General features: G+C 62.3%; 17 protein-coding genes. 14 read left to right on the forward strand and 3 right to left on the reverse strand.

The genetic code is table 11. The features are described from left to right. Positions 1-12 precede the first annotated feature (12 nt). The 3 genes from HMPREF3147_RS06745 to HMPREF3147_RS06755 all read left to right on the forward strand — a co-directional run bounded on the left by HMPREF3147_RS06745 (position 13) and on the right by HMPREF3147_RS06755 (position 4,587). Entirely contained in the window at positions 13-1,731 is a 1,719-nt protein-coding gene (locus HMPREF3147_RS06745) for a helix-turn-helix domain-containing protein (protein WP_070446250.1), read from the forward strand. Positions 1,732-1,849: 118 nt separating this feature from the next. Further along, a complete protein-coding gene (locus HMPREF3147_RS06750; RefSeq protein ID WP_070446252.1) occupies positions 1,850-2,968 on the forward strand; it encodes an alcohol dehydrogenase catalytic domain-containing protein in 1,119 nt (372 codons plus the stop codon). 104 nt (positions 2,969-3,072) lie between these two features. Beyond that, the gene (locus HMPREF3147_RS06755; RefSeq protein ID WP_070446254.1) at positions 3,073-4,587 is read left to right on the forward strand and encodes a permease family protein; all 1,515 of its coding nucleotides are present in this window, start codon (positions 3,073-3,075) and stop codon (positions 4,585-4,587) included. Here HMPREF3147_RS06755 and HMPREF3147_RS06760 read toward each other — a convergent pair. Then, positions 4,584-5,765 (reverse strand): acyl-CoA dehydrogenase family protein, encoded by a 1,182-nt coding sequence (locus HMPREF3147_RS06760; RefSeq protein WP_070446256.1) that lies wholly within the window; start codon positions 5,763-5,765, stop codon positions 4,584-4,586. The genes HMPREF3147_RS06755 and HMPREF3147_RS06760 overlap by 4 nt on opposite strands. Positions 5,766-5,852: 87 nt before the next feature. Here HMPREF3147_RS06760 and HMPREF3147_RS06765 point away from each other — a divergent pair, with 87 nt between their 5' ends. The 5 genes from HMPREF3147_RS06765 (at position 5,853) to HMPREF3147_RS06785 (ending at position 9,246) form a co-directional block, all read left to right on the forward strand. After that, positions 5,853-6,263, forward strand: a complete 411-nt coding sequence (locus tag HMPREF3147_RS06765) for an acyl-CoA thioesterase (RefSeq protein ID WP_070446258.1) — start codon at positions 5,853-5,855, stop codon at positions 6,261-6,263. 76 nt (positions 6,264-6,339) lie between these two features. Further along, positions 6,340-7,311 (forward strand): NAD(P)H-dependent flavin oxidoreductase, encoded by a 972-nt coding sequence (locus HMPREF3147_RS06770; protein ID WP_070446261.1) that lies wholly within the window; start codon positions 6,340-6,342, stop codon positions 7,309-7,311. 3 nt (positions 7,312-7,314) lie between these two features. Continuing rightward, a complete protein-coding gene (locus HMPREF3147_RS06775; protein ID WP_070446263.1) occupies positions 7,315-8,115 on the forward strand; it encodes an enoyl-CoA hydratase-related protein in 801 nt (266 codons plus the stop codon). A gap of 233 nt (positions 8,116-8,348) precedes the next feature. Next, entirely contained in the window at positions 8,349-8,744 is a 396-nt protein-coding gene (locus HMPREF3147_RS06780; RefSeq protein WP_236659315.1) for an MmcQ/YjbR family DNA-binding protein, read from the forward strand. Between the two features lie 55 nt (positions 8,745-8,799). Beyond that, on the forward strand, positions 8,800-9,246 hold the full coding sequence (locus HMPREF3147_RS06785) for a MarR family winged helix-turn-helix transcriptional regulator (protein ID WP_070446267.1): 447 nt from the start codon (positions 8,800-8,802) through the stop codon (positions 9,244-9,246). A gap of 33 nt (positions 9,247-9,279) precedes the next feature. On the opposite strand, the gene HMPREF3147_RS06790 is transcribed toward HMPREF3147_RS06785, so the two are convergent. Continuing rightward, positions 9,280-10,515, reverse strand: coding sequence for a M20 family metallo-hydrolase (locus tag HMPREF3147_RS06790; RefSeq protein WP_070446269.1), 1,236 nt, complete (start codon positions 10,513-10,515; stop codon positions 9,280-9,282). A 9-nt stretch (positions 10,516-10,524) separates the two neighbouring features. Next, positions 10,525-12,117: an amidohydrolase gene (locus HMPREF3147_RS06795; RefSeq protein WP_070446271.1), complete on the reverse strand. Its 1,593-nt coding sequence runs from the start codon at positions 12,115-12,117 to the stop codon at positions 10,525-10,527. 141 nt (positions 12,118-12,258) lie between these two features. Between HMPREF3147_RS06795 and HMPREF3147_RS06800 the strand changes: the two genes are divergently transcribed. The 6 genes from HMPREF3147_RS06800 to HMPREF3147_RS06825 all read left to right on the forward strand — a co-directional run bounded on the left by HMPREF3147_RS06800 (position 12,259) and on the right by HMPREF3147_RS06825 (position 19,938). Then, positions 12,259-13,398 carry a helix-turn-helix domain-containing protein gene (locus HMPREF3147_RS06800; protein WP_070446273.1) on the forward strand — a complete coding sequence of 380 codons (1,140 nt, stop codon included), beginning with the start codon at positions 12,259-12,261 and terminating at the stop codon, positions 13,396-13,398. 138 nt (positions 13,399-13,536) lie between these two features. After that, positions 13,537-14,889, forward strand: coding sequence for an MFS transporter (locus HMPREF3147_RS06805; RefSeq protein ID WP_070446275.1), 1,353 nt, complete (start codon positions 13,537-13,539; stop codon positions 14,887-14,889). 77 nt (positions 14,890-14,966) lie between these two features. Further along, the gene (locus tag HMPREF3147_RS06810; RefSeq protein WP_256364860.1) at positions 14,967-15,323 is read left to right on the forward strand and encodes a cation efflux transmembrane domain-containing protein; all 357 of its coding nucleotides are present in this window, start codon (positions 14,967-14,969) and stop codon (positions 15,321-15,323) included. Positions 15,324-15,733: 410 nt separating this feature from the next. After that, complete coding sequence (locus HMPREF3147_RS06815; protein ID WP_070446277.1) at positions 15,734-17,116, forward strand: hypothetical protein; 1,383 nt, start codon at positions 15,734-15,736, stop codon at positions 17,114-17,116. A gap of 410 nt (positions 17,117-17,526) precedes the next feature. Beyond that, positions 17,527-18,459 carry an alpha/beta hydrolase gene (locus HMPREF3147_RS06820; protein ID WP_070446588.1) on the forward strand — a complete coding sequence of 311 codons (933 nt, stop codon included), beginning with the start codon at positions 17,527-17,529 and terminating at the stop codon, positions 18,457-18,459. A gap of 84 nt (positions 18,460-18,543) precedes the next feature. After that, positions 18,544-19,938, forward strand: coding sequence for a GntP family permease (locus HMPREF3147_RS06825; RefSeq protein WP_070446280.1), 1,395 nt, complete (start codon positions 18,544-18,546; stop codon positions 19,936-19,938). Positions 19,939-20,024: the final 86 nt, after the last annotated feature.

Consider the following 20,024-nt stretch of genomic DNA (forward strand, 5'->3'; position numbering starts at 1 on the left):
AAACTAGGGAGCATGTCTCTCCTCGGCCCCGTACTCTCCCATCTCGCCAGCGGCACCCGTGTCCCCGACGAGCTGCGCGAGCAATTGGCGGCCGAGGAGCTTGGCGCGCTTCGGGCCATCGAGGAGACCATGCGCGCCAACCACACATGGCGGGTGATGTCGACCAAACTGCTCGACGTCTCCCACATGCTCAACTCCGGCCGCGAATCCACTGATATCTTCCAGGCCATCGTGCGCCACGCGCGCTCCACCATCGGCACCGACGTGGGCTATCTCAGCCTCAACGATGAGGACACCGGCTTTACCAAGGTGCTGGCCACCAGCGGTGTCGTCACGGAGGAATTCCGCACCATCAACATGCCGATGGGCTCCGGAGTCCTCGGCATCGTGGCCGCCACCAACCGCCCAGCGTGGACCTATGACCATTCCGCAGATCCCAACGTCACGCACGTGGATTACGTGGACCGCGCGGTAGAAGCCGAAGGAATCCGCGGAATCCTCGGCGCCCCGATCCGCATCGCCGGGCGCACGATTGGCGCGCTGCTGGTGGGCGACCGCCACCCCCGCCACTACACGCACGAGGAGATCGCGGCCCTCGAGGTGCTCGGCTCTATTACCTCCGTGGCGCTGGAGAATGCGCAAGTCATCGAGAGCCAAGGCGAATCCGTGGCCGAGTTGACCCGCTCCCAGATTGCGCTCAGCCGCCATGTCGAAGAACTGCAGTGGCTCAATGACGTCAACACGCAGCTGCTCCACGTGCTGATGAATAACGCGAGTTTTGAGGAACTCGAACGCGTGTTGGCTGAAAGCCTCGATGCACCGGTGATGCTGTGGACCACGGAAGGTGCCCCGAACACTCCCCCAACCAGTACCTTCCCCGTGGAGTTCAACGGGCGGGCCTTAGGCACGATTGGCGTGGACAAAGAGCTCAGCGATGCCGAACTGCGCGTCATCAGCCATGCCTCCGCTGCCTTTACTGCGATTGCTCTTTTTGCAGAAGCGCTTGTCGACGCCACCGCGCGCAAAGTCGATGACCTCGTCTACGCCGTGGCTCTGGGTAATGCTGGGCGCGAGGAGATCGCTCGTCTGCGCCACCTAACGGGAATCAGCCTGAATTCTTCGGTACAGCTCTATTTCGTCGGCTTACACTCGGCAAAGAGTTTGCCAACTCGCCCGCAACTAGAGCACCTTCTGCCGGGAAATGCCGCTATCACACACCACGACCAGCACGTGTGCGTGCTGTACCAGCCGGATCGAGCAATTGATAAGGCACTGGCCCCGCTGCTGTCTGAGTTTTCTGACTTGACGGTTTCTGCCATCGGCTTCGACGGGCTGGATTCGGCACGCAGCGCCCACGATTCCGCTATGGCCTACTTGGAGTCAGCTTTAGCGCTCGGCGTACAAGGCCGCTTAGTCACCGAAGATACCTTGGGCACCGTCGGCCTCATCTTGGGCGCGGACCCGCAGGCGTTGAGCGCGCTGTCCACGCGCACGATCGGCCCGTTGGTGCGTTATGACGCAGAGCATTCCACGGAGCTGACCGATACCGCGCACCACTACTTGCTCTCCGGCCACAGCATCCCGCAAACAGCTCGCGCCATGTTTATCCACCCCAATACGGTGCGCCAGCGACTCGACCGGATCGCTGAGCTCATGGGAGATGAGTGGGCCGTGGGCCAGCGCGGGCTCGATATCTTTGTGGCGCTGCGAGCCCACACACTCAGTAGGTAGAGAATTCTCCACCTGCGCATATATTGGGTGTAGTTTTTCCCATGCTGTTCTCGCCCTCTCCGACGTGACGTGGCGTACATTGCGATGCATTAACCCCATCCGATGTCTGGAGGTATCAATGTCTGACACGATTACCATTCGCGGCGCCGTTCTGGAGCGCTCCGGCGATGAGCGCCCCTACGCCGACTCTCAGCCCATCACCGTGAGCGAGCTCGAGCTCTCCGCTCCCGGCGAGGGCGAGATTCTGGTCAAGATCACCGCCGCCGGCCTCTGCCACTCCGACCTCTCCGTGGTCAACAACAACCGCCCCCGTCCGCTGCCGATGCTGCTAGGCCACGAGTCCGCCGGCATCGTCGAGGAAATCGGCCCGGGTGTTACCAACGTCAAGGTTGGCGACCACGTGGTCATGACCTTCCTCCCGCGCTGCGGCGAGTGTGCCGGCTGCAAGACCGACGGCAAGATGCCGTGTGAGGTTGGCTCCAAGACCAACAACGAGGGCACCCTCATCCGCGGCACCCGCCACCTCACCCGCAACGGTGAGACGGTTCAGCACCACCTCGGTGTCTCCGGCTTCGCCACCCACGCCGTGGTCTCCGAGCTCTCCGTCGTACCGGTGGGCTCCGATGTCCCGGCGGACATCGCCGCTATCCTCGGCTGCGCCATCCTCACCGGTGGCGGCGCCGTCCTCAACGAGATTGATCCGAAGCCGGAGGACAGCATCGCTGTCGTTGGCCTCGGTGGAGTAGGCATGGCCGCGATCATTACCGCCGCTGCACTCGGCGTGAAGGAGATCGTGGGCATCGACATGCAAAAGGACAAGTGCGAGAAGGCCCTCGAAATCGGCGCCACCTCCGCCATGACCCCGCAGGAAGCCGAAGAGTCTGGCAAGAAGTTCACCGCCGTCGTGGAGGCTGCCGGCCACCCGAAGGCACTGGAGACCGCTTACAAGGTCACCGCACCGGGCGGCCTGACCGTCACCGTTGGCCTGCCGGCACCGGGCTCCACCATCACCATCGACCCGCTCGTAATGACCGGTGAAGCACGCCGCGTGCACGGCTGCTACCTGGGTTCCTCCGTTCCGTCGAAGGATATCCCGAAGTACGAACAGCTATGGCGTGAGGGCAAGCTCAACGCAGAGGCCCTCATCTCTGATCACATCAAGCTCGAGGACATCAACACCGCCATGGACCGCCTCTCCGACGGTGCAGCCCTGCGCCAGATCATCGAGTTCGACTAAACAGAGCTCGGCTAAACCTCAACAAATCTCTCACCTTTCCTCACCAAGCCCCGCGCGCTTCACGCCCGCTGGGCTTGGTCCCTTTTCTTTGAAAGGAGGCCGTCATGGCCGAAACCACCGAAGCCACCGAACCTGAAGACCAGGGCATCGGTCAAGCTTCGCCCCACTGGAAGATGGGGCCTTTCGATGTCCGCCTCCCCTTCGTGCACTACCGCATGGAATGGCCGGACTTCGCCCAAGGCCTGTTTATGTGCGTGGTCGACCTGGGCGCTATCCCCCTGATGACCGAGGCCCTCGGCATGCCCTACGAAGCGGCGCTGGCCGTCGTCATGCTCAATGGCCTTCTCTACCTCACCCACCACATCCTGGGCGACCCAGTTGTCCCCGGCTGGATTACCCCGGCCATTCCACTGTTGACGGTCTACATCCAGACCTTCCCGGAGGGTGAGCAGCGCATCTGGGCGCTGATCAGCTTCCAGCTCATGCTGGGCATATTCTCCTTAACGCTAGGCATAACGGGATGGGCATCGAAGGTCGTCCGCCTCATCCCCTCTGGCTTGCGCTCCGGCATCGTCCTTGGCGCTGGTATCGCTGCCATCATCTCGGTGTTCCAGGAAGGCGGACGTTTCCACTCCTTCCCCATTACCATCACCATCGCGGTGGCCGTGGCCTTCTTCCTCATGTACTCCCGTGGCTTCCAAGCCCTGCGACAGAAAGCCGCCGGCTGGCGCTTCCTGGCTTCGCTAGGCATCCTGCCTGCTATCTTCGTCGCGGTCTTTGTCGCGCCGCTGGCGGGCGAGGCCCCCTGGCCGGACGTGGAGTGGGGTTTCTCCAAGCCGGACTTCATCACTCTGTGGTCTGAGTACACCGTCTTCGGCGTTGGTTTGCCGCCGGCGCACATGTTCCTTACCGCCATCCCCACGGTGCTGGCTGCCTACATCGTCGTCTTCGGTGACGTCCTGCAGGCCAACGCAGTGCTCAAAGAAGCCGACCACGTCCGCACGGACGAGGCCGTGGTCTACAGCCCGTCGCGCGCACACCTGCTTTTTGGTGGCCGCAACATGCTGATGTCCATTATCGGACCGGACGTCGCCATGTGTGGCCCGCTGTGGGCGGCAATGCACGTGGTCATCGTCGAGCGCTACAAGCAGGGCAAGCGCGCCATGCGCACCATCTTCGGCGGTGCGGGCTCCTTCCGTTGGGGCACCAACGTGGGTCTTCTGCTGCTGCCGATCACCTCCTTCGTTGAGCCCATCCTGCCGGTGGGTCTGGCGCTGACTCTCATCATCCAGGGCTTCGTGTCCGTGCGCGTGGGCATCATGGAATCCAAGAACCAAAAGGATCTTGGCATCGCAGGTGTCACCGCCGGCGTTCTCGCTACACAGGGAGCCGCCTGGGGCTTCGCTGCCGGCATCATCATGGTGCTCGTCGTCTACGGCAAGGACATGTTCAAGGACGAGCGCGACGGCACCATCCGCAACTTCGATGAAATTGATCCGGAGGAAGGCTTCGCCGACGCGCAGGCCGACTTCACCGAACTGGCCGAGCTCAACGATCTGGACGCTGACGGCCGCCCAATCGATCCGAACGCCCCGAAGCCGAAGGACACCAGAAGCTAACTAAACGCCTGCTCCCCCGTCAGCACGCGCCCCAGAATCAGCGTGTGGATCTCATCGGTGCCCTCGTAGGTGCGCACTGATTCCAGGTTGGCGGCGTGGCGCAGCGGCGAGTAGTCCGCGGTGATACCGTTGCCGCCCAGGATGGTGCGGGCTTGGCGGCAAATGTCGATGGCGGTGCGACAGTTAGCCAGCTTGCCCACCGAAATCTGATAAGACTCCAGCGTGCCTGCATCCTTGGCGCGGCCCAGGTTCAGTGCCAGCAACTGCCCCTTGTTCAGCTCCACCGCCATGTCCACCAGCTTCTGCTGGGTGAGCTGGAAGGACGCCAGCGAGCGGTCGAATTGCTTGCGCTCCTTGGCATAGGCCAGAGCCGCCTCCAAAGAATCACGAGCAGCGCCCAAAGCGCCAAAGCTGATGCCGAAGCGGGCCTCGTTCAAGCACATAAACGGACCCTTGAGCCCTGGATGCTTGGGCAGCAGTGCATCAGCAGGCAGAGTAACGCTGCCCAATTCAATATCGCACTGAATGGAAGCGCGCATCGACAGCTTGCGGGTAATTGGGGTGGCGTTAAAGCCTGGCGTAGACGTCGGCACGATGAACCCGCGCACGCCCGCTTCCACCCCGGCAGCCGCCGCGTCCTCCTCAGAAACCTTCGCCCAGATGATGGCTACCCCGGCCACGCTCGCCAGACCGATCCAACGCTTCGCACCATCAATGACCCATTCACCAGAGCGGTAGCGCGCCACCGTCGCCATGCCCGCCGGGTCCGAGCCCGCGGTCGGCTCCGTCAGGCCGAAACAACCAATGACCTCGCCGGCGGCCATCTTGGGAAGCCACTGTTGCTTTTGATCCTCCGAGCCGTGCTTATAAATCGCCGACATTGCCAGCGATCCTTGCACCGAGACCACCGTGCGAATCCCCGAATCGCCGGCCTCTAGCTCCTGCATGGCCAGCCCGTATTCCACGGCAGTGCGCCCGGCGCAACCGTAGCCTTCCAGATGCATTCCGAACAGACCGGCCTCCGCGAGCACCGGGAAGATCGACTCCGGCAGCACCGCGTCCTCGTACCACTGCGCCACGTGCGGGCGGATGTGCTCATCCACCAGTGCGGCCACGCGGTCACGCGTGGCTTTTTCTTCTTCGCTCAGAAGGGCATCGATTCCCAGCAGATCTGTCATGGCATTCTCCTCACGATTCGAGCAACGAACCACAATTCGCATGTATAGTAATGTGCATCACTCTACCCGTTCGCCCCAGGAGGAACAATGCGCGCGCCCGCCAACGCCATCCCGGTGCCCCTCGCTTTGCGGTGGTCCGACCAAGACGCCAACGCCCACGTCAACAACGCCACGATAGTCACCCTCCTCGAGGAAGCACGCGTCCGCGCAGCCGCCGCACTGACCGGCCCCGTCGCCACCGATACCTACGCTCACGTGGTGCGATCCCTCGAAGTACAGTACGAGGCCGAGCTCACCTACACCGATTCCATCGAGGCACGGGTGTGGATTTCCCGCATCGGCACCACCTCCTACCAGGTCGCCCACGAACTCATTCAGGATGGCACCCCGTGCGTGTTTGCCACGGCGACGCTGGTGCTTATCGACGTCTCCGCGCGCCGCCCCATCGCCCTATCCGATGACCTTATCGAGCGACTACGTTCCCATTTTTCCGAATAGCCATTCACCAACGTTTAGTTCAGGAACTCAGTCATCACTCCCCCACGCTTTCCCACCACGAAGGAGCACAACGCTCATGATTTCCACCCGTGTTACCGAGATGCTCGGCATCGAGCATCCCATCATCCAAGGCGGCATGCAGTGGGTCGGCCGTGCCGAACTCGCCGCAGCCGTATCTAACGCCGGTGGCCTCGGCGTCGTCACCGCGCTCACTCAGCCCACCCCGGAGGATCTGCGCCACGAGATTCGCCGCACCCGCGAGCTCACCGACAAGCCTTTCGGCGTCAACCTCACCATGCTCCCTGCAATTACCCCACCGCCCTATGCGGAGTACCGCGACGTCATCATTGAGGAAGGCGTGAAGATCGCAGAAACCGCCGGTAACAACCCCAAGGACCACATGCCGGCTTTCAAGGATGCTGGCATCACTGTCATCCACAAGTGCACCTCCGTGCGGCACGCGCTCAGCGCCCAGAAAGTCGGCGTGGACATCGTCAGCATCGACGGCTTCGAATGTGCCGGGCACCCTGGCGAGGATGATATCCCGGGCCTCGTCCTCATCCCCGCCGCCGCCGACCAACTGGACATTCCCATCGTGGCCTCGGGTGGCTTCGCGGACGGCCGCGGGCTAGCCGCCGCACTGGCATTAGGCGCCGAAGGCATCAACATGGGAACCCGCTTCATGGCCTCCACCGAGGCTCCAGTACACGAGAACGTCAAGCAAGCCATCGTGGAGCGCAGCGAGCTGGATACCCAGCTCATCCTCCGAGAATTGCGCAATTCCACCCGCGTGGCCAGAAACGCCATAAGCGACGAGGTGGCTGAGCGCCTTGCCCAAGGCGCTGAGTTCGAGGATATCCGCCACCTCGTCGCCGGTAAGCGCGGCCGTGCCGTCTACGAGACTGGTGATTTGGATGCCGGCGTGTGGACCTGCGGTACCTCGCAGGGACTTATCCACGATGTCGCTCCGTGTTCTGACATCGTCTCTCGCATTTCCGCCGATGCCGCACGCATCATTTCCTCCCTCACCGAGCTTGTTAAGGACTAATCCATGACCGACGCCATCCTCACCCACCGCGAAGGCTCAGCGCTCATAGCCCAGATCAACAACTCCGCGCGGCGCAATGCCATTGCCAAGGAGCATTGTCTCGCACTCTCTGCAGCGCTTGCCGCCGCCTCCTCTGACCCCTCCGTGCGCGCCCTCATCATCACTGGCGATGAGACCGCCTTCTGTGCCGGTGCGGACCTCGTGGCTGCAGCACAGGCGGCAGCCGCGGCAGACGCTGCCGGCGAAGCGCCGAACCCCGCCGAGTCAACCATGCTGCCCCAGCTCAATGCGCTCGTCACCGAAATCCAAGCCGCGAAGATTCCCGTCATCGCTGCGGTCGAAGGTGCTGCCGCTGGCGCAGGTGCCTCGCTAGCCTTCGCCTGTGATCTCATCGTCGCTGGTGAAGAATCCTATTTCACGCTGCCTTTCGGCAAGATTGGCCTCATCCCCGACGGCGGCGTGAGCCTCACCGCCCTCGCCTCCGTGGGGCGCCACCGCGCACTTGCACTGGCACTTCTCCAGGACAAGCTCGGCGTCGCCGAAGCGGAGGCAGCTGGGATCGTCGCCCAACGCGCGCACCAGGGCCACGCCCTCGAGGCCGCGCTGCAGCTAGCGCAGCACCTGCACATCGCGCCGCGCGATGCCCTTGCCAAGGCCAAGGAAGCCATCAACCGCACAGCCCTAGGGCAGCTCGATGAGCAGCTCGCGTGGGAGGAGCCCACGCAGTACGCGCAGATGGATTCGGACGGGCACAAGGAAGGCGTCATGGCTTTTCTGGAGAAGCGTCCCGCACGCTTTGATTAGGGCCAGTTTTGACTAGCAGAAAACTGCCAGGGAGAGCACAAGGTGATTCCAGCGCCGCCCGCCATACTTTGTCTTGTGCGTTTGAGAGAGCGCATGCGAGAGAGAGAACCCCTCACCCTCCAGAGGGCGGCCAATGGCTGATAGTTGGAGGGACTTGATAGAGACGCCGTTGGGCCCCTCCCCGAGGAATCGGAGGACGGGGCCCAACGGTGTTTTCACCTAGTCTGGTTCACATGAACTCCTGCTCAAGCGGCTCCAGCGCCCTGGACCTTCACTCCAGTGCCACCGCCCACGCCATGGAACTCCCTGGCGCCACGCTGACGCATCCTTTTGGACCAGACTGGGACGTGTTTAAGGTGCGCGGCAAGGTCTTCCTCCTTCTCACTGCGGTCACTGGCCGCCAGCAGGCCATCCTCAAGGCCGATCCCCTGGATGCAGAAGCGTTGCGTAGCGAGCACTCCTTCATCACGCCCGGCTACCACATGAATAAGAGACATTGGGTGTCGGTGCACCCAGCTCCCCAGCTGACCCCGAAACTTCTGGCCGAACTCGTGACGGACTCGTACCGCCTCGTAGTAGAAAAGCTCCCCCGTTCGCAACGCCCTATCGATCCCTCCACTTTTGGATAGAGTTGCCGCTATAAACATTTGCGGCCACCAACCCCGAGCTCTTAGGCTTGATCACGTGACGGATTTTGACCTCATCGATGAGACCATCGCGGAATACCGCCGCTTCGAGCGCGCCCGCGCGCGCTTCGATACCGAAGCACGCCGCGAGTACGGCATCACCGGTTCGCACCTTTCGCTCCTCCGGCTGATCGATAAAAAGAGCCCCATTCCCATCTTGCAACTGCGCAAGGAGCTGGGTTGGCAGCCCGCCACCATCGGGCAGGCGGTCAAGCGCTTGGTGCGTGACGATCTCATTGCCATCGACGATGATCCAGAGGACCTGCGCCGCCGCCTGTGCAGCATCACAGAGGAAGGCCGGCGCTTCCTGCTCCACGTCCCCCTCACCGGCCCGGCGCGCCTGCGCACCTATGAGTTCAGCGAGGAAGAGTTAACCACCATGAAGCGTGGGTTCGAGACCGCGCTGAAGGCTTTCGGGTATGTGCCGTGGAGTGATGAGGACTAGCGCGGATGACTAGTGCAGGGCCGCGCTAGGGGCCTAATCCTCCCCGCAACCGTTTTCCACGAGGCGCTGCGCCACGTGCGCCAGCACGTCCAGCCCAGCCACGCAGTCTTCCTCCGTGGTGAACTCTTTTTCGTTGTGTGAGATGCCGTCGACGGAGGGGATGAAGAGCATGACCGTCGGCACCACCTCCTTGAGGTTGGTCGAGTCATGGCCGGCCACCGTGTAGATCTCCTGGTGCGAGTAGCCCAGTTCCTCCACGACCTCCCGGGCCAGCGCCACGCCGGCTGCTGGGTAGGGGTTGAGTGCCCACTCGTGCGTTGGGGATAGCTCGACCGAGGTGCGTGATTCCTCCTCTGCTTCGGCGATGATCTCCTGCAGGCGCGCTTGGGCTTTCTCCAGCACCTCCGTGGAGGCTGAGCGCACATCCACGTTGAAGCGCACCTCGCGGGCGATGGTCACGGGCGAGTTCGGCTCCAGTGTTAGCTGCGAGACCGAAGCCTGCAGCTGGCCTTCGGCAAATTCGTGGGTGAGGCGCTCTACTGAAGCAATAATGAGGGAGGCGCCGAAGAGCGCATCCTTCCTATCGGCCATCAGAGTGGAACCGGTATGGCCCTGTTCACCGGAGACCACCGCCTGGAATTTCTTCGCACCCCACGTGGCGGTAACCAGGCCAATCGTGTTGCCGGCAGCTTCAAGTTCCTTACCTTGCTCGACGTGGATCTCCGCATAGGCCGCGAGCTTCGGGGCTTCACCGCGCGGGGCCCATCCGGCTTCCTCCTGGGCCTGCGCCACGGTGACGCCGGCAAGGTCGGTGGCGGAGTGGGCGCGGTCAAGCGCCAGCGTTCCCACAAACACGGAGCTGCCCATCATGGAGGGCGCAAAGCGCGAGCCCTCCTCGTTGAACCAGTTAATGACCGCCAGGTTATAGCGCGCCTTGGCACCCGACTGCGCCACGCGCCCGGCAGCATGGGCTGCAGCCAGCACGCCATAAGCACCGTCGAAACGGCCGGCCAAGGGCTGCGAATCCAGATGTGAGCCCAGGCCCACGTACTCGGCGCCGGGGGCAAGCTCGAAGAGTCCGTACTGGTTGCCAATCTCGTCATAGATGACGCGCGCCCCGAGGGACTCTAGGACCTCGTGGAACCAGGCGCGGTTGAGGTTATCGCCGGCACTGGCGGCTTGGCGCTCCACGCCACCGCCCGGGGTGGCACCGTTGGCGGACATGGCTTGGAAATCGGCCAGGAATTGTTCGTTGGTGGTTGCTCGCATTTCTACTCCTTAAAAGCTTCCGTAGCGCAGCTCGCCGCCCACGATGGTGGCGGCCACGTCGATGGTGGAAAGGTCATCAGTCTGCAGCGGGTCCTGGGAAAGCAGTACAAAATCCGCCAGCTGCCCCGGCATCACCTGCCCCTTGCGCCCGGCCCAGCCCGTCGCCGCGGCCGAACCGGCGGTATAGGCGTAGAGCGCCTCGGCTGGGGTCAGACGATCCTTAGGCCCGTAGTCCCGGCCCGAGGCGGTGCGCCGCTCCACGAAGGCTTGCATGACCTCCAGGGGCACGCCTGGTGCCACGGGTTGATCGGAGCTGCCGGGGAGGATGAGGGAGGCGTCGAGAAGCCGCTTGCCCGGGTAGCTCCACGCGGTGCGCTCTGGGCCGAGGGCATCCGCCATCGCGTCACCGAAGGCCTGAATGAACAGCGGCTGTGGCACCACCACGATGGGCTTGCCGCGCAGGCGCTCAATCTGGTCGGGGCGCACCACGCCGCCGTGTTCGATGCGGTGCGGCATGGCGGGCACGCCATGCTTGTCGACGGCCTCCTCCAGCGTCTCTATCGCAAAATCTACCGCGGCATCCCCAATGGCGTGGATGGCCAGTGACCAGCCAGAATTCGCCGCTTGCAACGCGCGGGTGCGCATCTGTTCTGGGTCACCCTGGAAGTAACCGTGGTGGGAGCAACAAGCATAGTTTTCACTCAGCGCAGCAGTGGTTCCCAGCAGGGAGCCATCGCTGAAAATCTTCACTGGCCCGATCTGCAGCCACTCATCGCCGAAACCGGTGCGCAGCCCGCCATCCAGTCCCCAGCCGGTCCCGTCGGAGGCGTGTCCGGAAATCTCGTGGAGCACATCCATGGTCACCATCACCTGCATGCGGGTGTGCAGGGTGGCGTTCTGATAGGCCGCAATCTCGCGCGGGCTGTGCCCAATCCAGCCGCCAGCCACACCGGCATCCGTGACAGAGGTCAGTCCACGTTCGAGGTAGCGGCGCGTGGCCAGTTCCAGGGCGCGGGCAATCTCCTCGCCGGATTCCGGCAGTGTCACCTCTTGGATAGCGCGCATAGCGTTTTCGTCGAGCAGCCCAGTGCAGTGGCCATCGGCATCGCAAACGAACTCGCCGCCTTCCACCTCCGGCGGGTTGGCGGGGTCAACGCCCGCCGCGTGCAGGGCCGCGGTGTTCACCGTGTAGGCATGACCCGAGTTGTGTTTGATGAGCAGCGGAGCCCCGCCGGTCACGCGGTCAAGCTGCTCTATCTCCACCGGCGCATCCAGCCCGGAGGGGCGAAACCCTGCGGCCACTACCCAACCGTCGGGGTTGGGCTCGGCCTCGTGCAATGCAGAGTAGACATCCTCTGGCGTTGTGGCCCGGGAGAGGTCGACTTCCAGCAGCGTTTGGCCGAACCACACGGTGTGGGAATGCACGTCATTAAAACCAGGGCTCAGCGTGCGCCCGCCGGCATCGCACACCTGGTCAGCGGGCAGGTCGCGGGCGGCCTGCCCCACTGCCAGGATACGCCCGTTGGCAAAGGCCACCGCATCCGTGACTGGCCGCGCAGGGTCTTGGGTCAGGATGTGGGCGTTGTCGATGCGCGTGATCATGCGTCCTCCTGTGTTCTCCTGTTTCTCCAACGAACTGCACGCGGTACGTGCTGTGTCTGCCCCCACAGGTTAAACGTAGAAGTGATACACCGCCCCGCAGTGAGGGCAATTCACCAGTGACCACCGTGTAGCGTTGTGCACATGCACGAACAACGCTGGCACGATATCGTTGCGGAGGTCCAGGGCACCATCCCCCGGCTGGTGGAGGATTTCCTCACCGCCTTTAGCCGCTCAGGGCGCTATGGCGACTCACTAGTGAGCGAGGACGAGCTACGCCTTACAGCCTTTGAGGTCCTCGCTCGCATCTCCGATGTGCTGGTCGGCGCGATGGATGAGGAGGAGCTGCGCGCCCACGCGCAGAGCCTGGGTCGGCGGCGCGCACACCAGGGTGTGGAATTAGCAACGCTGATCGACGCCATCCAGCTCGACTTCACGGTCCTCTGGGAGCATTTACGCCGGGCCGCCGGCGCGGACCAGGAAGTGCTCATCGACCACGTGACCCAGCTGCATTCCGTTGTGACGATGTACAACCTGGTGGTACGCGACGCCTACCGCCTAGAAGAAGCGCGCGGGCAGCACGACGTGCACCGCGCCCACGCCCGACATTTGGAAAGGCTCTTTGCGGCCGAATCACTGGGCACGCTCGGCATTGCGGAAATCACCCGCGCGCTCAACCTGGATGCCGATTGCCACTTCGATGTCGTGGTGGCCCACCCCACTGCGGCGGTGGAGTTGCGCGCACTTCTCGACGAACCCATCTCCTCCGGCAAGGCCTTCGGCCACGGTGTGCGCGGGATGTTTGTGGCCTTTTGGCCCAGTGAACAGTGCCCCATCAGCCATTCCACAGGACGCAGGACCAAAGAGTTGGCAGATATTTCCGGGGTGCTCTTTCGCAACGTCACCGGACTAGCCGGAGCGCGCGCGGCTGCACATCAGGCACCACACATCTTCGACGCCACCGGGCCGCTGAACCAACTCACCGTAGCGCCCGATGCACTCTGGGCCGTCGCCGGGGATGCCCTCGCAGACTTCACCGCCAGCGGCATGACGGAGCTCACCCAGACAATCGCCGAGTTACGGCTTCACCACGCGCCGCTCTACCTGACCATCACCACCTACCTGGACTGCGGGTCCATCAAGGATTCCGCGGAAGCGCTGCACTGCCACCGCAATACCGTGCTCAACCGCCTACGACACGTCAACGAGCTCACCGGTCTTGACATCACTCGCCCAAAGGATGCCGCGCGAGCTTTGCTAGCACTCCATCGCACTGCCCGATAGCACTTGTGCACAGACACAACCACAGCACTCGGCCAGTGGGGCAATGCATAGAAAACTCTCCGCCCCATTCACCCCAAGGTGACGCGCACCTAATGTTCCATAGAAAGGTAATGCATTTCACATAAGGAGCACCTCGATATGACTACCCATGCAGCGCCGGCCGCCTCGGCCCAATCCGGCGCCGAGGAAATCAAGGTCGACTCAAAGGACGTCTTCCGCATCGCCAGTTCCGCATTCGTCGGCACAGCCCTCGAATGGTATGACTTCTTCCTCTTCGGCACCGCCGCCGCGCTCGTCTTCAACGAACTCTTCTTCTCTGGAATGTCGGGCACCGGCGCCACCCTCGCCTCCTTCGCCACTTTCGGCGTAGGCTTCCTCGCCCGCCCACTCGGCGCGGTTATTTTCGGGCAAATTGGCGATAAGATGGGGCGCCGACCAGCCCTTATCATCTCCATCGTCGTTATCGGAGTAGCCACCGGAGTCATTGGCCTCCTGCCCACCTTTGACAGCATTGGCATCTGGGCACCTATCACTCTGGTCATCCTGCGTCTGCTCCAGGGAGTCGCCGTCGGCGGCGAATGGGGTGGTGCAACAACCATGGCTATCGAACACGCGCCGGCAGAAAAGCGCGGCCGTTACGCAGCCTTCGTGCAAATCGGCTCCCCCGCCGGTACGTTGCTCTCCTCCGGCGCCTTCGCGCTTGTACTCATGCTCGGTGATGACGCGGTGAGCTCATGGGGCTGGCGCATCCCCTTCCTCATCGCCTTCCCCTTCCTGGCAGTAGCACTGTGGATTCGCTCGAAGGCTGAGGAATCCCCGGTCTACAAAGCACTCGAAGAGGAGGCCGAGGCAGACGAAGCCGCGCACCAAGGCTCCCTGAAGGAGCTTTTCACACAACACTTCCCACAACTATGCCTCGCCTCTGCGGCAGCTTTCCTAGGAATCGGCGGCTTCTTCGTCATGAGCACCTACGTCCTCTCCTATGCCACAACCACGCTGGACTTCGAGCGCCAGACCGTCGTGAACGCCACCCTCCTCGGCGCTGTGTGCCAGATCTTTATCAACATCATCTTCGGCCGCCTCGGCGAAAAGATTGGCCCCGGTCGCGTTATCGGATACGGCGCGCTTGCCACCGCCATCATGGCGTGGCCGCTGTGGGCGATGATCGATACCGGCAATGCTGTACTACTCACGCTTGCTGTTTGCATTGGACTGTCCCTAGTTACAATCACCTATTCCGTGTCGGGCGTCCTACTCTCAGAGATCTTCCCGGCTAACGTCCGTTATTCCGGGGTGGCCATTTCTGCCAATATCGCGTCGGCAGTATCGGGACTGCTGCCTTTCCTCGCTACCGCGCTGAACGCCTCCAATGACACGCCTAGCTCTACACCGGGAATTATCATCCTGGCCGCCACCGCGCTCATTACAGCCTTCGGTGGCTTCGCCGGCGAAAGGCACCGCCGCGAGGACGACGTCACCATCGTCGACTAATACACAACCGCTCATAAGAAAAATAAGTTTGGACTCGGCGCCGCAAAGCAAGCTATGGCCTAGCCGGACTCATCCTGATTCCTGCCGTGGCATCCTATGCCATGGCCATATGGAAGATCGTCACTGGCGCCGTGCCCGAGCCGCTCACGCTTTCCGGCACGGCCGTAGCCGCCATGCTCATCAATCTGCTCTGCGCGGTGTTATTGCTGCAACTGCGTCACGGCAGCGCGCTCACGCGCGGTGCTTGGTTGGCCGCGCGCAACGATGTTGCCGCCAACATTCTCATTCTTGGCGCCGGCCTTCTCATGCTGGCATGGGCAAGCCCGTGGCCGGATATCGTAGTCGGCCTCATCATCGGCACCATTAATCTGCGCGCCGCGGCAGAGGTCTTCGAGCAAGCCCGTTCGGAAGACCCGGAGATCGAAGAAGAATGACGCAGCCCCTTTAAGAAATCCCTTAATTCAGAAGCCTACGGCTGCGCCCACATCCCTGCCCCCTCAGGGCCAAACCACCCGCCGCCCATCCCTAACGCACCCCTTAAGCACCCCTCGATGGGGTCATTCTTTAGTTTGTGAACGAACGGTCAAAGAGACGTTTTCCCAGAATACGGTCTACTGTGACAAAACCAAGGTTGGCGCAAATTTCTTAGTGAAATGTTCACTTCAGACCCACCCGATCGAAATGTACTTCCATGGGCAAAAATATTAACAATTCTAAGGGTGCGCGATCCTGAAAAGCGTCTTATCGTTGCAACACGTCACGCACTGGGCACAACAGCGCTCCTACAGCGCCACCGCAGTGCGTCACCACATTGCCCCAAAAATTTTCATCCAGGAGAACAACAATGACCAAGCGTCGTCGCACCGCCGGCCTCATCGCCGGCCTCGCGATTGCAGGCACTGCCCTCATCGCGCCGGCTGCCTCCGCAGCTACCCAGACCGAGTCCTACCCAGAGACCCCGGCTGTGAACGCCAAGCTGCCCATCGTTCACACGTCCCACGGCTCCGACCACATGAAGGCCAACGTGCTCAACCCGCGCCCGGTCTGCAACCCGTGGGAGGACCACCGCACCGTGGTCTACAAGGTGACCGATAACTTCATGCCAGCAGGCACCATCTCCACCACCAACCAGACCAAGAAGGACATCCCGCTGCAGCAGGACCTGTCCAAGTCCCAGTCCATCACCCTGTCCGTCAACGGTGACCGCACTGAGACCACCTCCATGAACGCAGGCGGCAAGGGCTCCGGCAAGAACTCCGAGGGCTCCTTCGGCGTCTCCCACGAGATTGCTACCAAGCTCGGTGCTTCCGCGTCCTACTCCCTGTCCTGGGAGGCTGGCCAGTCCATCGGCCCGTACGATGTTCCGCCGAACCACACCGGTGAAGCTACCTACGGCTTCCGCGTTCTGAACATGACCGGTACCCAGCAGTACTGCAAGCCGAACGGCACCTGGTCCACCCCGACCTTCTGGTCCGCAATGCAGCCGATGAAGAACGAGGTTCGCGTCAAGCTCTACGACGACATCGCTGATTCCTACGCTCCAAACAAGGACGCTCAGAACACCACCGACGTCAACGACCCGAAGGTTGTTGAGGAAGAGAAGTCCCCGGAGGCTGACGCCGAGGTCATCAAGGACAACGAGGTCGCTCCGGAGGAGAAGGCCGTGTCCGAGGCTGAGGGTAAGAAGGAAGAGGAAGCCGACAAGAAGGTCCAGGAGGACCTTGATAACGGCAAGACCGATGAGGCCAAGCAGAAGCTGGACCTGAAGCCGGTTCTGACCACCTCCGGCGCTAAGCACGCAGGCTTTGCCGGCACCGTTGCTCTCCGCCTGGAGAACGTCGGCACCGAGCGCTACTACGGCGACTTCCCAGCTGTCCAGTACCGCGTTGACGTCAAGACCGCTGAGGGCCCGAAGGGCGTTGACCGCCTCATCACCCCGCGCTCCTCCAACGGTGCGCACATCCGCGACTTGGGCTTCGATGAGAAGACCTCCACCCGCTCCTTCGAGGTCACCCTGGCCAACCCGATTAACGCTGGCGAGAGCGCTCGCGTTGCCAACCTGGACTTCGGCGACGGCAACACCAAGGAAGGCCGCCTGAAGAACTACATCGAGGTGACCCAGATTTCCCGCCTGAAGGGTGATAACTCCACCGACAACGACCAGAACGTTGACTCCCGCGAGATCACCGTGAAGGACACCGGCAAGAAGGCTGAGGGCCTGTTCTAAGGAACACCCCACGCCCGCTTCACAGAGAGTGCAGCCCGCCGGCGCTTAGTCCGGCAGTGAGAGAGTGAGAGGACCCCGACCGCCATACGCGGTCGGGGTTTCTTTGTGCCCAGCGGCTCTTTCACGAGGCTCTCATATCGCAGACGGCATTTCGCGGTACACAATTAGTTGGCTATTGTGAACCAATGCATTTCTCTCGCACCGCACTAGCGGGCCTTCTTTCAGTGGGGCTGATCCTTTCCCCCACTCACGCTCACCCGGCGCACGCACAGGCGCCAGATGCGATGAGCAGCGATATCGCCAACATCGATCAACACTCCAGTGCCCTCGATCCCATAGCCCTGGGCCCACTAGCTCCAGTACTCTTTGCCGATAATATCTTCGCTGCTTGGGGGAAGTTACTTCAGCAAGTGAGAATCCCGACGGTCGCACCAGAAGCTACGCGCCCACCCGCGACCACCGCACCGGCACAACTGCGCGAACTGCGGCATATCCAAGACAACGTGTGGGAGCTTAAGGCCTATTCACCGGCCATGGACCGCGTGATCACCAACGACATCATTCTTCCTCTGGGAGGATTAGAGAATACTCAGCCTCGCCCGACCTATTACCTGCTGGGCGGCGCCGGCGGAGGCGAGGACGCACTGTGGTGGGACGGTGGCGGAGCTTCCGAGTTCTTCCGCGACAAGCACGTGAATGTCGTATCACCCCGCGGTGCTTATGGCTCGATGATGTCCGACTGGGCGCAGCCCCATGACACCCACGGAAAATACAAGTGGGCCACCTATCTCACCAAGGAACTCCCGCAGCTTATCGACGCCGAGTTTCACGGCAACGGCCGCGACGGCATCGCGGGCGTGAGCAACTCGGGCGGCCCAGCGCTGGAGCTTGCCACTTTTGATCCGCGGTTCAAGGTTGCTGGTTCCTTCTCCGGCTGCCCTTCGACCACAGGTATCCTCGCGCAGTCCTTCGCATGGGTAAGCGCGGCTTTCTACGGTACGGACCCAGCTCGTTCTTTCGGCGCGCCGTGGGATCCGGCGTGGGCGCAGCATTCGCCGGTTCTCAACCTCGATCACCAAAAGGGGCGGAAGACCTTTGTCATCGTCTCCCGCGGCGGCCCGGCAGACTTTGATGTCGATATTGAGGACTCACCGCTCCCAGCCTTGGGACTCAACGAACGCTTGGATTACTGGTGCAGTTCCTTTTACGCCAAGCGTGCCACCGCCGCTGGCGTTGATCTTGACTACTACGAGCTTCCGGCTGGACGCCACACGTGGGGGCTCTTCCGCCGGGAGCTAGCCATCAGTTGGGCCATGGTGGGCCCGGCACTCGGCGTGGACTAGCACCGTCAATCACGCGCACAACTACAGCGCGTGAGCTCTAGATCACCACGCACCGCGCACGTAAAATCAACATTCATGAATGTCATGGACACTTGGGAGCCCACGCTGGGCACCGGACCTCTATTAGGAATTGCGGTGGCGGCCATCGCCGTCATCCTCATCCTCGTCATCCACTTCAAGGTGCACGCCTTCGTCACCCTTGTCACGGTCTCCGCGCTGACTGCTTTGGCCGCCGGAATCCCGCTGGATGGCGTGGTTCCCACCATGACGAGCGGCTTCGGTTCGACTCTCGGTTCCGTAGCCTTGTTGGTGGGCTTGGGCGCCATGATCGGGCGCTTGGCAGAGACCTCCGGCGGAGCCAAAACGCTTGCCGACGCCCTCGTGAAACTCTTCGGCGAGGCCAAGGCCCCTTTGGCACTCGGCGTGGCTTCCCTCATCATGGGCTTTCCCATCTTCTTCGATGCAGGCCTCATGGTGATGCTGCCGGTCATCTTCGCCGTTGCCAGGCGCTTGGATGGCCCAGTCCTGGCCTATGGCATTCCTGCGGCCGGTGCTTTCTCCGTCATGCACGTCTTCGTGCCACCGCACCCAGGCCCCGTCGCAGCAGGTGAGTTCTTCAGCGCGAACATCGGCCTGATCCTTATCTTCGGCCTCCTCATCGCGTTGCCCACGTGGTATCTCTCCGGCTACCGTTTCGGGCTTCACTTGGGCAAGAAGTACCCCTACCGCCTTGAGAAGGCCATAACCGGTGCGCTGGTCAGCGATGCCGAATTGCCGGATCGCCCGGCCTCCCCGGCTTCAGTAATCAGCATCCTGCTCATCCCCATGGTCCTCATCTTTGGCAATACCGGGTTGACCACCTTGGGCACGGCTGGCGTTGTCGATCCTTCCGCCGCCTGGGTGCGCTTCTTCATCTTCTTAGGCCAGACCCCGATCGCGCTGATCATCACCACGCTTGCGGCGATGGCCGTGCTGGGCCTGCGCCGCGGGGAAGGCAAAAGCGCCATTGAGAAGACCATGGAGTCTGCGCTCGGCCCAATTTGCTCCGTCATCCTCATCACCGGTGCCGGAGGCATGTTCGGCGGGGTGCTGCGTACCAGCGGCATTGGTGATGCCCTCGCGGATTCTATGTCCGGCCTCGGCGTCCCCGTTATCTTGGCCTGCTACCTCATCGCGGTCGCCCTGCGCCTGGCGCAAGGCTCAGCCACCGTTGCCCTCACCACGGCCGCCGCGCTCATGACGCCTGCAGTGGAGGCCGGTGGCTTCAACGAAATCCAACTGGTCCTCATTACGCTGGCCACCGCGGCTGGCTCGGTCTTTGGCAGCCACGTCAATGACTCGGGCTTCTGGCTCGTGGGCCGCCTCATGGGCATGGATGTGTCGACCACACTGCGGACGTGGACAGTAAACCAGGCACTCATTTCCTCTATTGGCTTCGGCATTGTCCTTATCTTCTACGGTGCTGCCGCGCTGCTCTAGTGCCGCAGCTGGAGCAGCGGCAGGATCTCGAAAGCACCAGCTAACCCTGAAACCTGACTTGGCCATTTTAGTGCGGAACAATCCTA

It is taken from the genome of Corynebacterium sp. HMSC05D03, from assembly GCF_001807205.1.
In the GTDB taxonomy this organism is placed as follows: Bacteria; Actinomycetota; Actinomycetes; order Mycobacteriales; family Mycobacteriaceae; genus Corynebacterium; species Corynebacterium aurimucosum.

What these genes read in the sequence shown, in the direction of transcription:
- HMPREF3147_RS06745 (WP_070446250.1), top strand. Translation starts at nt 13, where the DNA reads ATGTCTCTCCTCGGCCCCGTACTCTCCCATCTCGCCAGCGGCACCCGT.
- HMPREF3147_RS06750 (WP_070446252.1), top strand. Translation starts at nt 1,850, where the DNA reads ATGTCTGACACGATTACCATTCGCGGCGCCGTTCTGGAGCGCTCCGGC.
- HMPREF3147_RS06755 (WP_070446254.1), top strand. Translation starts at nt 3,073, where the DNA reads ATGGCCGAAACCACCGAAGCCACCGAACCTGAAGACCAGGGCATCGGT.
- HMPREF3147_RS06760 (WP_070446256.1), bottom strand. Translation starts at nt 5,765, where the DNA reads ATGACAGATCTGCTGGGAATCGATGCCCTTCTGAGCGAAGAAGAAAAA.
- HMPREF3147_RS06765 (WP_070446258.1), top strand. Translation starts at nt 5,853, where the DNA reads ATGCGCGCGCCCGCCAACGCCATCCCGGTGCCCCTCGCTTTGCGGTGG.
- HMPREF3147_RS06770 (WP_070446261.1), top strand. Translation starts at nt 6,340, where the DNA reads ATGATTTCCACCCGTGTTACCGAGATGCTCGGCATCGAGCATCCCATC.
- HMPREF3147_RS06775 (WP_070446263.1), top strand. Translation starts at nt 7,315, where the DNA reads ATGACCGACGCCATCCTCACCCACCGCGAAGGCTCAGCGCTCATAGCC.
- HMPREF3147_RS06780 (WP_236659315.1), top strand. Translation starts at nt 8,349, where the DNA reads ATGAACTCCTGCTCAAGCGGCTCCAGCGCCCTGGACCTTCACTCCAGT.
- HMPREF3147_RS06790 (WP_070446269.1), bottom strand. Translation starts at nt 10,515, where the DNA reads ATGCGAGCAACCACCAACGAACAATTCCTGGCCGATTTCCAAGCCATG.
- HMPREF3147_RS06795 (WP_070446271.1), bottom strand. Translation starts at nt 12,117, where the DNA reads ATGATCACGCGCATCGACAACGCCCACATCCTGACCCAAGACCCTGCG.
- HMPREF3147_RS06800 (WP_070446273.1), top strand. Translation starts at nt 12,259, where the DNA reads ATGCACGAACAACGCTGGCACGATATCGTTGCGGAGGTCCAGGGCACC.
- HMPREF3147_RS06805 (WP_070446275.1), top strand. Translation starts at nt 13,537, where the DNA reads ATGACTACCCATGCAGCGCCGGCCGCCTCGGCCCAATCCGGCGCCGAG.
- HMPREF3147_RS06815 (WP_070446277.1), top strand. Translation starts at nt 15,734, where the DNA reads ATGACCAAGCGTCGTCGCACCGCCGGCCTCATCGCCGGCCTCGCGATT.
- HMPREF3147_RS06825 (WP_070446280.1), top strand. Translation starts at nt 18,544, where the DNA reads ATGGACACTTGGGAGCCCACGCTGGGCACCGGACCTCTATTAGGAATT.